Annotated in this window: 10 protein-coding genes; 9 read left to right on the top strand and 1 reads right to left on the bottom strand. The window is 32.0% G+C overall.

What is annotated here, in order from left to right; translation table 11 throughout:
- The first annotated feature begins 511 nt into the window (after positions 1 to 511).
- From GYM72_RS00755 to GYM72_RS00735, 5 genes are all read left to right on the top strand, one after another.
- Positions 512 to 1387: an aspartate carbamoyltransferase catalytic subunit gene (locus GYM72_RS00755; RefSeq protein WP_220264365.1), complete on the top strand. Its 876-nt coding sequence runs from the start codon at positions 512 to 514 to the stop codon at positions 1385 to 1387.
- Positions 1388 to 1421: 34 nt separating this feature from the next.
- Positions 1422 to 2495 carry a carbamoyl phosphate synthase small subunit gene (locus tag GYM72_RS00750; RefSeq protein ID WP_160557562.1) on the top strand — a complete coding sequence of 358 codons (1074 nt, stop codon included), beginning with the start codon at positions 1422 to 1424 and terminating at the stop codon, positions 2493 to 2495.
- 131 nt (positions 2496 to 2626) lie between these two features.
- Positions 2627 to 5803: a carbamoyl-phosphate synthase large subunit gene (carB, locus tag GYM72_RS00745; protein ID WP_220264364.1), complete on the top strand. Its 3177-nt coding sequence runs from the start codon at positions 2627 to 2629 to the stop codon at positions 5801 to 5803.
- A 326-nt stretch (positions 5804 to 6129) separates the two neighbouring features.
- Positions 6130 to 6543: a DoxX family protein gene (locus tag GYM72_RS00740; RefSeq protein ID WP_255571517.1), complete on the top strand. Its 414-nt coding sequence runs from the start codon at positions 6130 to 6132 to the stop codon at positions 6541 to 6543.
- A 55-nt stretch (positions 6544 to 6598) separates the two neighbouring features.
- Positions 6599 to 7243 (top strand): carbonic anhydrase, encoded by a 645-nt coding sequence (locus GYM72_RS00735; protein WP_166005258.1) that lies wholly within the window; start codon positions 6599 to 6601, stop codon positions 7241 to 7243.
- 134 nt (positions 7244 to 7377) lie between these two features.
- Here GYM72_RS00735 and GYM72_RS00730 read toward each other — a convergent pair whose 3' ends face one another.
- Positions 7378 to 8652: a YeiH family protein gene (locus GYM72_RS00730; RefSeq protein ID WP_160565831.1), complete on the bottom strand. Its 1275-nt coding sequence runs from the start codon at positions 8650 to 8652 to the stop codon at positions 7378 to 7380.
- A 186-nt stretch (positions 8653 to 8838) separates the two neighbouring features.
- Here GYM72_RS00730 and lepA point away from each other — a divergent pair, with 186 nt between their 5' ends.
- From lepA to GYM72_RS00710, 4 genes are all read left to right on the top strand, one after another.
- Positions 8839 to 10632 carry a translation elongation factor 4 gene (gene lepA, locus GYM72_RS00725; protein WP_160542477.1) on the top strand — a complete coding sequence of 598 codons (1794 nt, stop codon included), beginning with the start codon at positions 8839 to 8841 and terminating at the stop codon, positions 10630 to 10632.
- Between the two features lie 714 nt (positions 10633 to 11346).
- Positions 11347 to 11949 (top strand): Crp/Fnr family transcriptional regulator, encoded by a 603-nt coding sequence (locus GYM72_RS00720; RefSeq protein WP_220264363.1) that lies wholly within the window; start codon positions 11347 to 11349, stop codon positions 11947 to 11949.
- 102 nt (positions 11950 to 12051) lie between these two features.
- Entirely contained in the window at positions 12052 to 12450 is a 399-nt protein-coding gene (locus tag GYM72_RS00715) for a hypothetical protein (RefSeq protein ID WP_220264362.1), read from the top strand.
- 14 nt (positions 12451 to 12464) lie between these two features.
- A complete protein-coding gene (locus tag GYM72_RS00710; RefSeq protein ID WP_220264361.1) occupies positions 12465 to 12983 on the top strand; it encodes an acyl-CoA thioesterase in 519 nt (172 codons plus the stop codon).
- Positions 12984 to 12985 lie beyond the last annotated feature (2 nt).

The raw sequence follows: 12985 nt of genomic DNA, 5'->3' as shown, positions 1-12985 counted from the left end.
GCATTATACACATTAAATGTACATTATATCTCATTTAAAATTATAAGTAGTTAATTTTAAATGTCTTAGTTTTTAACGCTTATTTAATATTTTTTTAAACTAATTTTAAAATATGAGGTATATAAATTTTTATTTTGCTTTTGAAACATATATATTTTGAATAAATAAAAATTTAAATTGCACAATCAAAAAAAACAACTTATCTTTGTAGGATTTTAAAAAATCGATTTAATAAAAAACAGTTTGTATAATCACACTAATTAAATCTTTTGAATAATTCTGAATCATTACCTAAAACAATAAACAAAAAAGGAAGAATTACTTTTAACAAAAAGTTTATCCCTCTACTATTCCAGATTCAGGGCAAGAAATCATCTTTAGAAGATATCGGAAATATTTTTTTAAAATATTCATTTAAAACATCTTATTATTTAAGATGTTTTTTTTTATTTTTAAAAAGCAATAATAAAAATTATACTATAATAACACCAATTAAACTAATATATAAATAATGAATCATTTTATCACTTTAGAAAATCTTGATCTAAGTTTGATTGAGGAATTAGTGGATGATGCGATAAGCTTTAAAAAGAAAAAAGCTTTTCCAAATCTATCTAATCATTATATATCCAACCTTTTTTTCGAGAACAGTACTCGAACCAAACTCAGCTTTGAAATGGCTGAGAAAAAAACAGGAATGGAAATTATATATTTTGATGCAGAAAGTTCAAGTGTTAAAAAAGGTGAAACTCTTTATGATACAGTTAAAACTTTAAATTCCATAGGGGTTGAATGTTTTGTTATAAGACATATGCAAGATAGATTTTATGATGATTTAATTACAAAAATCGATGTGCCCATCATTAATGCCGGAGATGGTTGCGGAGACCACCCTACCCAATCTTTATTGGATTTAGTAACCATATATGAGGAATTCGGCACTTTTAGAGATCTGAATATAGTAATTGTTGGCGATGTGATACATAGCAGAGTAGCTCATTCAGATGCTAAAATTTTAAAAAGACTGGGATCTTCTATAACATTTGCGACTCCGGAATTTTGGAGAGATTCCAGCATGACTATGGGAACCTATGCTTCTCTTGATTCAGTAATACAAGAAGCAGACGTTGTGATGTTATTAAGGAATCAAAACGAAAGACATGCGAAACAATATGACGAAAAAAATTTTTTAGAATTATATGGATTAACAAAACAGAGAGCCGATAAAATGAAATCCTCGGCAATCATTATGCATCCGGCACCTATTAACCGTAATGTTGAGATTGATGAGGATCTTATCGAATCTTCAAAATCAAGAATATTTACGCAGATGACGAATGGAGTTTTTGCCAGAATTGCTGTGCTTAACTATGTTTTTAATTCATAATCATATTCAAACCACTATAATAAATTAACAACCCTTGAAAAGAAAATTAGTATTAGAAAACGGATTAGTATTTAATGGCGAAGGCTTTGGTAGCGACCAATTCACAATCGGTGAAGTTGTTTTTACCACAGGAATGACCGGTTACCAAGAAACCTTATCAGATCCTTCCTTTCACAAACAAATTATTGTTTTCACCTATCCATTAATAGGGAATTATGGAATTAATTCCAGCGATTTTGAATCCCTTAATTCTTTTGTAGGTGGAATTATCGTTCATGAATACGCTGAAACAGAATCTCACTGGAAAAGCCAAATGAACATCGATTCTTTTTTGAAAAAACAAAATATTCCCGGTTTAAGCGGTATTGATACCCGCGCCTTGGTAAAAACCATACGAACCAAAGGCAGCATGAAAGGTAAATTCTGTGATGAAAATGAAAACATTGATGAAGTAATTAAATCTCTACAAGAGACCAAGTTAGGACATCACGTTCCCGAAGTTTCTACACCAAGAGCCTATAGTGCTCCAGCAGAAGGACACAGAATTGTATTGATAGATTATGGAATGAAAAAAAGCATTTTAAAAGAATTATGCTTACGAAATTGTGATGTAGTGGTAGTACCTTATAATACAGATTCAAGCTCTATATTAGAATTAAACCCCGATGGAATTATGCTCTCCAATGGTCCCGGTAATCCGGAAGAATTAACCGAATCTATAAACACTATAAAAGAATTGAGCGGAAAAGCCCCGATATTCGGAATATGCTTAGGTCACCAATTATATGCCCTTGCACATGGAGCTAAAACTTTTAAGATGTTATTCGGACACAGAGGAGCCAACCATCCGGTAAAAGAACTTGCCACTAACAGAGTGTATATAACTTCTCAAAATCACGGATATGTAGTTGATGAAGAATCTTTACAAAACACAACTTTAGAAGTAACGCATCGAGCTTTAAATGACGGAACTATAGAAGGATTACAGGATAAAAAGAATTGGGCATTTACTGTCCAATACCATCCCGAATCCAGTCCGGGCCCTCATGATAACGAATATTTATTTAACCGCTTTATGTCTATGGTAGAAGAATTTAAAAATAAATAATAAAATTCTTTATATCCGAATAGTTAAGCACTATCGAATTATTACTAGGTTAAAAAGGATTAATGTAAAAGAATTAGTAAAAATTCATATAAACTGAAGTCATTACTTCAAACTAAAAATTAAAAAACAACATGCCAAAACGCACAGATATAAATAAAATTCTTGTAATAGGTTCAGGACCTATCATTATCGGACAAGCTGCCGAATTCGATTATGCGGGAACCCAGGCTTGCCTTGCTCTTAAGGAAGAAGGATACAAAGTCGTTCTTGTTAATTCGAATCCTGCAACGATCATGACCGATAAAGAAATTGCCGATAAGGTATACATGGAACCGTTAACATTAGATTTTCTTCAACAAATTATTGCATTAGAGCGTCCCGATGCGTTGTTACCATCTTTGGGAGGACAGACCGGACTCAATCTTGCCGTTGAATTAGCTAAAGCAGGTACACTAGCCCAATATGATGTTGAAATTATCGGAACCAAATTATCTTCCATTGAGCAGGCCGAAGACAGAGATTTGTTCAAACAATTAATGGAAAACATTAATGAACCTATTGCAGAAAGTATAATTGTTAATGACGTGGAGTCATCGGTGGAATTCGCTAATCAAATTGGTTATCCGATAATTGTTAGACCTGCTTTTACTCTGGGAGGCACCGGAGGTGGAATAGCAGAAAATGAAACCGAACTAAGGGAAATTACTGATTCCGGATTAAAATACAGTCCGGTTCATCAATGTCTTATAGAGAAAAGTATTGCCGGATATAAGGAAATTGAGTATGAAGTAATGAGGGATGCCAATGACAATGCCATAGTAGTTTGTAATATGGAAAATTTTGATCCGGTTGGAATACATACCGGAGATTCCATTGTTTTCGCTCCTAGTCAAACATTAGCAGATCAAGAATATCAATTACTTAGAAATTCTGCATTAAAAATAATCCGCGCTTTAAAAATTGAAGGAGGTTGTAATGTTCAATTTGCTTTAGATCCTTCAAGTAGAGATTATATAGTCATCGAAGTAAACCCAAGAGTTAGCCGTTCATCAGCATTGGCCTCTAAAGCTACCGGATATCCGATTGCAAAATTGGCGGCTAAAATTGCGGTAGGATTAACTCTGGACGAAATGAAAAATCCGGTAACTAATACTACTTATGCTTGTTTTGAACCTTCGCTGGATTATGTTGTTGCCAAAATCCCCCGATGGCCTTTTGATAAATTTCAAAGTGCCAACAGGCATCTGGGAACCCAAATGAAAGCAACCGGTGAAGTTATGGCTATAGGAACTTCAATTGAAGAATCTTTGTTAAAGGCTGTACAATCTTTGGAAATAGGTTGTTTGCATTTAACTAAAAAAGATATGACGCCTTATGATCCTTCGACTTTGGAAAAGAAACTTAAAAATGCCGATGATGAACGTCTGTTTTTAATTGCCGAAGCCTTACGAAACGGTGTAAGTATTCAAAAAATACATGAAATAACCAAGATAGACCTATTCTTCCTGGCTAAAATATTACACATCATCAATATTGAAAAAGAAGTAAAAGAAAAACCAAAAAATATTGAGGTTTTAGCAAAAGCCAAAAAATACGGATTTTCTGATTGGGAAATTGCCCAATTATGGAACAAGGAAGAAAAGCAAGTGTATTCTTTGAGAAAGGAAAATTCTATTATTCCGGTGTATAAAATGGTCGATACGTGTGCTGCTGAATTTATATCCACAACCCCATATTTTTACAGTACTTACGGTATTGAAAATGAATCGGTACGTTCTGATAAGAAAAAAGTAATCGTATTAGGTTCCGGACCTATACGAATCGGACAAGGGGTGGAATTTGATTATGCTACCGTACACAGTGTTTTAGCCCTTAAAGAGTCAGGATATGAAGCTATTATCATCAACAGCAATCCGGAAACCGTTTCTACAGATTTCAGCATTTCTGATAAACTTTATTTTGAACCTCTAACCAGAGAATCCATCACTTCTATTATAGATTTAGAAAAACCGGACGGTGTTTTAGTTCAATTTGGTGGTCAAACAGCCATTAACTTGGCTCAAGCTGCCATAGATGCCGGAGCAAAAATATTGGGTACTACGCTGGAAGATATAGATCGAGCTGAAGATCGTAAAAAATTCGAAGAACAATTAAACGAATTAAATATCGCTCGTCCTAAAGGCGATACGGTATTTACGTTAGAAGAGGCCTTACATGTAGCTAATTCCATTGGTTATCCGGTTGTTATTCGTCCTTCTTATGTTTTAGGAGGAAGAGCCATGCAAATTGTATATCAAGATTCTGAATTGGAAAGATATATGAAAGAAGCGATCAATGTTCATGAGAAACAACCTATTCTAATTGATAAATATTTAATTGGAAAAGAAATTGAAGTAGATGCAATTTCCGATGGCCAAAATGTTTTTGTTCCCGGAATTATGGAACACATTGAAAAAGCCGGAGTTCATTCCGGAGATTCTATTGCTGTATATCCTTCCCAAACATTAACAAAAGAAGAAAAAGAAGAAATTATCAGACAAACCCAAGCATTAGCCAGAGGATTTAAAATCATTGGATTAATGAATATACAGTTTGTTTTAATGAGCGGAAAAATATACGTTCTGGAAGTTAATCCGCGTTCCAGCCGAACCATTCCATTCATGAGCAAAGTAACCGGTATTCCTTTAGCAAAAATAGCAACAAAAGCTGTTTTAGGCCAATCTTTGAAAGAGCAAGGTTATGCTATGGATTGTTATTCGGAACCTCGCAATATATACATTAAAGCTCCTGTTTTTTCATTTGCTAAATTACGTTCTGTAGATATTACGTTAGGCCCTGAAATGAAATCGACCGGTGAGGTTATTGGAAAAGATACTACTTATGAAAGAGCTCTTTATAAAGCTTTAAGAGCGGGTCAAATCAATATACCTATTTTAGGAAATGCCATATTCACAGTAGCAGACAAGGATAAAGCCGAGGCTCTCCCATTAGCGAAGAGATTCTATGATATAGGTTATACAATTATGGCTACCGAAGGAACTGCCAAGTATTTCCGAGATTATAACATTCCTGTTGTTGAAATTAACAAGATTGAAAGTGAAGACAACAATATTGTTAAAATTATGCAACAAGGAAAAGCTCAATTTGTTATTAATACACTTTCTAATGACGGTACGGCTCAAGAAGACGGCTTTTTAATTCGACGAAATGCTGTTGAAAACAGTGTGGCTTGTTTTACTTCTTTGGATACTACCGCCGCCGTAATTCAAGTATTAGAATCAATAGTATTTGATATTAAACCTTTTTAAATTTAAATTTTATAAAATATACATACAAAAAAGCCCTGTAAAAACAGGGCTTTTTTGCATTTATAGTTTTTCGATGTTTGTTTTTATTTCTTTAATAGTATCTTTTCATATCTGATTATGACTAAAATTAATACACAATATGGTAAAAGTATCACTTATTCAAGCTTTATTTTTATCTAGTAAAACACATTTTATACCACTTAATTACGTTTATCGTAAAACTTATTGTAATACATTTTTAACTATAATAAATTTGATTTTATTTACAAAAGATACAGAATTTATGAAATAAAAAATTTATTTTTGATCAAATTTACATTATAATTATGGCTAAAGAATTGAATTCTGATCTTGGAAAACTCCTATTACGTGTTTCAATAGGCGGATTAATGGTCTTCCATGGAATATCAAAATTATATCATGGACACGATTTTATAAAAGGAATGCTTACTTCAAAAAATTTGCCTGAATATCTCTGGCTTGGTGTTCCTTTAGGGGAAGTATTTGCTCCTATTTGTATCTTATTAGGGATTTTTACAAGGATTTCATCCCTTTTAGTAGCATTTACTATGCTTATGACTTTTTATTTGGTGCATGGGATGGAAGGTTTTTCACTATCGCAAACCGGAGGTTTAAAAGTTGAGCTTAACCTATTTTATTTATTAACCTCATTAGCGCTTTTCTTCTTAGGTTCTGGAAAATATAGCGTATATAAAGGAAACAAAGGAATTATGATATAAATGATTTCTTTCTAATTTTTGTTCATTATTTTTTTACTACTATATTAATCCATACATGAATTTTGAAAAAATATTTGCCCACAATGAAACATGGATAGCAGAAAAGTTATCTATGGATAAGGAGTATTTCCATAAGCTATCAGAAGGACAGAATCCTGAAGTTCTTTATATTGGCTGTTCTGATAGTCGGGTAGCAACAGAAGAATTACTTGGAGCTAAACCCGGAGAAGTCTTTGTCCATAGAAATTTAGCCAATATGGTTATTAGCACAGATTTTAATGTTCAATCTGTAATAACTTATGCTATCGATCATTTAAAAGTTAAACAAATCATTGTTTGTGGACATTATTATTGTGGCGGAGTTAAAGAGGCTATGGAGGCTAAAGACCTGGGACTTTTAAATCCGTGGTTGCGAAATATCAGGGACGTTTATAGAATTCATAAAGATGAATTAAATTTAATTACCGATTCAGAGGAAAAATACAATCGGCTTATTGAATTGAATGTGGAAGAACAATGCATTAATTTAATTAAAACCGCTGCTGTACAAAAAGCTATTATAGAAAGTAATCTAAAGGTTCATGGCTGGATTTTTGACATACGATCCGGAAAATTAATTGACATGAAAATTAATTTCAAAAAGATTCTAAAAGAGATTATGGAAATATATAATCTTTATGAAGGGAAAAGTTTATTTTAATATATGAAGGGTCAATTACCTTTCTCTACTAAATTAAAAAGTAACTTTTTTCCCAATAAAAAAATTTATAAAAATAATGGGAGAGTTAACTATTTTGCTAATCTCTCCCAAAATAAAAATAATAAAGTAATTGTTTATATTTTAGTCCATTCGATACCAAAAACTAAATAAGCGATAATTAAGGTAAATACAACATTAAAAGTTTGTGCGCCTAAAAATACTAAAGTAGCTTTTCTGTTTTCTTTATTAATCAACGTTTTAAAATTAGTTTCTAAACCTATGGAGGTAAACCCTAAGGCAAACCATAATCCTTGAAATTTCTTCAATACAGCAAGAACCGGTTTGTAGTGCTCAGTTGGAATAACAAATGAGAATAACAAAGAAGCTAAGATAAAACCTATAACAAATTTAGGAAATCGATCCCAAATTACTTTTAGATTAGGTTTATCAGCAAATTCATTTCCTTCTTTTTTAGTATAACTCCAATAAACAGCTATTAAAAAGGCAGCAATACCTAACAAAACATTTTGTGAAAATTTAACTATTGTACTAATTTTAAGTGCTTCTTCCCCATAAACGGCTCCGGTTGCAGCTACTGCTCCGGTAGTATCAATTGTTCCACCAATCCATGCACCGGCCATTACTTCTCCTAATCCTAATAATTTAGCTAATGCCGGCATAATGATAATCATAGGTACAGCAACTACTAAAACTAGTGATACTACATAAGATAATTTTTTGGAATCTCCTTTTATTGCTCCTGCCGTTGCTATAGCAGCTGAAACTCCACAAATGGATACCGCACTGGAAAGCATCATAGACATTTCCTTATCTATATTGAATTTTTTGCACAGCCAAAAAGAAAAATACCAAACAGAGAAAACTACTACTACTGATTGTATTAATCCCAAAGCACCCGCCTGCATAATATCTTGAAAAATAATGGTTGAGCCTAGAAAGATCAATCCTATTTTCACATACATTTCAGAAGATAAACATCCTTTCATCCACTGAGGAGTACCTATAAAGTTATTGATAACTAATCCTATAAGCAAACAAAATATTACGGTTTCAAATCCCCAATAATTCATTACCGAGTTTCCACCAATCACCATGGCGACTATAGTAAGAATAAACAGTAAGGGAAACCCTTTTGCTGAACTCATAGGTTTTCCTTGTAATAGATCTGCCAATAATAATAAAATATAAGAAACAATAAAAATGATAAAAATGTTTATAAAATTTTTACCTGTTAAAACATTGGACAATAAATCGTCACCGGTGCTCCATTTAAATGTAGGCCAACTTAGTGTATACCCGAATGAAGAATATAAAATAATACCTAATACTATGACCAATCCACCAATTATTGTGGCTGTCCAATCTTCTGTTAAACTCAGTTTTTTCATTTCTTATTTTTGATGTTCTTTAAAAAAGTTTTTTAGTTTTATTTTAGATCAAAACTCCGCAAATGTAATAATTCCTATCGAAATAATAGGAATTCAACTAAAATTTTTTACCCAGATTCGCAGTTTGTAGCAAATACACCCTTATATTGTTTATAAAAAATGTATTTTTGCACTATTGTAGAAAATATGAAGAACATAAGAAATTTTTGCATTATTGCCCATATAGATCATGGCAAAAGCACTTTAGCAGACAGACTTTTACAACAAACCAAAACTATTTCTGATCGTGAGCTGCAAGAGCAGACCTTAGATGATATGGATTTAGAACGCGAACGGGGTATTACTATAAAGAGTCATGCTATTCAAATGGAGTATGAATATAAAGGGGAAAAATATGTTTTGAATTTGATCGATACTCCCGGGCATGTTGATTTTTCTTATGAAGTTTCTCGTTCTATTGCTGCCTGTGAAGGTGCCTTATTAATTGTTGATGCAGCACAAAGTATTCAGGCACAAACCATATCCAATCTTTATTTAGCGTTAGAACACGACTTGGAAATTATTCCAGTTTTAAATAAAATTGACCTACCTTCTGCTAATCCTGAAGAAGTTACCGATGAAATTGTAAATCTTCTCGGTTGCAAACCTGAAGACGTTTTACGCGCCAGTGGCAAGACCGGAGCGGGGGTTGAAGAATTGTTGGAGCAAATTGTGGAAAGAATCCCGGCACCATCCGGAGATCCTAATGCTCCATTACAAGCCTTGATTTTTGATTCTGTTTTTAATCCTTTTCGAGGAATAGAGGCCTTTTTCAAGGTTGTAAACGGCAGCATAACTAAAGGTCAAAAAGTGAAATTTATGGCTACCGGTAAAAGCTATGATGCCGATGAAATAGGAACTTTAAAACTAAATCAAGTCCCAAAAGATGTTATACATTGCGGTGATGTGGGATATATTATAAGTGGTATTAAAGAAGCTCGTGAAGTTAAGGTAGGTGACACCATCACATCGGTTGAACGCCCTGCATCTGAAGCTATTGCCGGATTTGAAGAAGTAAAACCGATGGTGTTTGCCGGAATATATCCGGTGGATACGGAAGAATATGAATTGTTGCGTTCTGCTTTGGAAAAGCTTCAACTTAATGATGCTTCTCTTGTTTTTGAACCGGAATCATCCGCTGCTTTAGGATTTGGTTTCCGTTGCGGATTTTTAGGTATGCTTCATATGGAAATCATTCAAGAGCGTTTGGAACGAGAATTTAAAATGACTGTAGTTACTACCGTTCCCAATGTATCTTATAATGCCTATTTAAATAAGGATCCTGAAAAAGCGATTGTAGTACATAATCCTTCGGAACTTCCGGAACCTACGTCTTTAAATCGTGTGGAAGAACCTTATATTAAAGCTTCAATCATCACCAAATCAGATTTTATTGGTTCTGTAATGAACCTTTGTATTGATAAAAGGGGCGAACTGACTAACCAATCGTATTTAACTACAGACCGAGTAGAGCTATTTTTTGAAATGCCTTTAGCTGAGGTGGTTTTTGACTTTTATGATAGACTCAAAACTATTTCCAAAGGATACGCTTCTTTTGATTATTCGCCTTGCGGAATGAGAACTTCCAAGCTGGTAAAAGTTGACATCCTTATAAATGGTGAACCTGTGGATGCTTTATCTGCTTTGATTCATCAAGATAATGCCTATACTATAGGTAAAAAAATGTGTGAAAAGTTAAAAGAATTAATTCCAAGACAACAATTTGACATTCCTATTCAAGCAGCACTTGGAGCTAAGATTATTGCTAGAGAAACTATTAAAGCTTTACGAAAAGACGTTACTGCCAAATGTTACGGAGGGGATATATCTCGTAAAAGAAAATTACTTGAAAAACAAAAAGAAGGTAAGAAACGAATGCGACAAATTGGTCGAGTGGAAGTCCCACAATCTGCATTTTTAGCGGTATTGAAACTGGATTAAGCGTTTGTTACTTATTTATAGATTATAGGCTATAATTTGCAATTATTGTATTATAGGAGTATCATGTTATGATAATTGATTAATTTACCTTCTATAATTATTTTGTACCTTAATAAGTTATTGGATATTTACTTGCATATATCTTTTCTAAAAGGTAAATACATTTATTTTATAGCTGTTATCTTTTTTATATAAATTAAACTTCTAATAATTATTATCTTATAAACATTATTTATTATTTTTATCTATAAAATTTATTTGAATATTATTTTTTATGTTTTTATATCTAATAAAAATTCTTTAAATTAATATTTCAATATTTTTTTAAATAATTAAAGTAAGTATAGTAATCTAAATATGTTTAGCTTTTATGTAAAATTCGAATTCCATTAAATTTTAAATAGATAAACAGATTGTTTATTATTTTTGTGAAAATTTTTTTTATAGATTAATTTTCGTAACCAATCCTAATAATATACTACAAATAGTAAAAAGGGATTCAGTGTTCTTTACCATTTAATACAGTTAAGACAATGTATTTATAAAATTTTAACATCGGTTATATTATTGTTTTCTATCTCTACTAAAAAAATAGTGAAGAGAATTCTAACCAAGTAGGACAATTTTACAAATAGCATTCTTACAATTATAAATGGATATAGTATTACATATTTAAAAAATTTTTACATAGCGATTTAAAAACTCTTATATACTATGATTTTTGAAAAAATAATGGAAGAAATAAATGAGGTAGTGCCTATTTCCAGAGAGGAAAAAGAGTATCTAAAATCTATTTTAAAATTTAAAAAGCTAAACAAAAGAGATTCTCTTTTGCATCAAGAGGAGGTTGAAGATAATTATTATTATGTACTTTCCGGTTGTTTACGAAGCTATATTAACGACAAAAAAGGATTGGAGCAGGTTCTTCAATTTTCATCTAAAGGTTGGTGGATTGCAGATAATGAAAGTATTATATACAATCAACCTGCTAAATTCAATATTGTTGCAGATTTAGATACTGAAATACTTATTTTATCTAAGAAAGCAAAAGAAGAATCCGTTAAAAGGTTTCCAAAATTAGAACTTTACTATAATGAAAGTTTAATCCGCTCTGTAATTTTCTTACGTAATCGTTTATATGAAATATTAAGTTTATCTGCAGAAGAACGATATAGAAATTTTTGTATTATGTTTCCTGAATTAAAAAATTCAATATCTCAAAAACATATCGCTTCATACATTGGTATTACTCCTGAATTTTTTAGTGCTATGAAAAAAAAATTAAAAGACAGGCAAACATGCGTTGAGGAATTTTAATTATATATCCTAAAGTTATTTAAATTTGGGAAAATATATTTCAGCTTTAAAAAAGGAGATAAAGATAGTTGATAAATAATGTATTTATTATAAATTTACTTTATGGACCTAACAAAATATTGCATACTATTATTACAAGAAACCAATCAAGTTACTTTACCTTCTTTTGGAAAATTTGAATTAAAATTTAATTCGGTGAGAGAGGATCAGGAAACTAATCAACTACTCCCCCCTTCCTATTCCCTATTTTTTACTCAGCAACATAACCTCAATGATATCGCTTTAACTAGTGTAATTGCGGAATTGAATTCAATAGATGTTGATAGAGCTAAAGATTTTGTTTATCAAACAATTAAAGAGTGGAAAAAAATTCTAAAATCGGAACCATATTTAACCATTGAAAATTTAGGAACATTTACAGCTGAAAAAGAAAAAATTATTTTCAGTTTGAGTGAAAAGAGTTTTGTTACTTGCAAAAATTTTGGTCTACTTCCTCTATAATTGAATTGAAATTCATGAAAGCTAAAACTCCCTCTGATTCAAGAACCATAATGACCACCATTGTGCTAACGAATGAAACCAATGCTTATAATAATATGTTTGGTGGGGATTTACTTTCTTTAATGGATCGAGCATGTGCCATAGCCGCTCAAAGACATGCGGAAGCTAAAGTTGTGACTGCTTCTGTTAATCATGTTTCCTTTTCAACACCTATTCCATTAGGAAGCACCGTAGAAGCCATAGCTAAGGTTTCTAGAGCTTTTGGATCTTCAATGGAAGTATTTGTCGATATATGGGTGGATGATGCAATAAATCATACAAAGACCAAAACCAATGAAGGGATATATACTTTTGTAGCTTTAGATGAATTTATGAAACCTAAAAAAATACCTGATTTAGTTCCCGAAACTGAAGAAGAAATAGTTAGATATAACTCAGCCCTTCACAGAAGGGAATTATCTTTGCTACTATCCGGAAGAATTACTCCGTCAGAAGCTGTTGAATTAAGAAAAATGTTTACGTTGGATAACTAAAA

Source organism: Apibacter sp. ESL0404, from assembly GCF_019469245.1.
Taxonomy (GTDB): Bacteria; Bacteroidota; Bacteroidia; order Flavobacteriales; family Weeksellaceae; genus Apibacter.
This window is presented reverse-complemented; position numbering and strand designations above follow the sequence as displayed.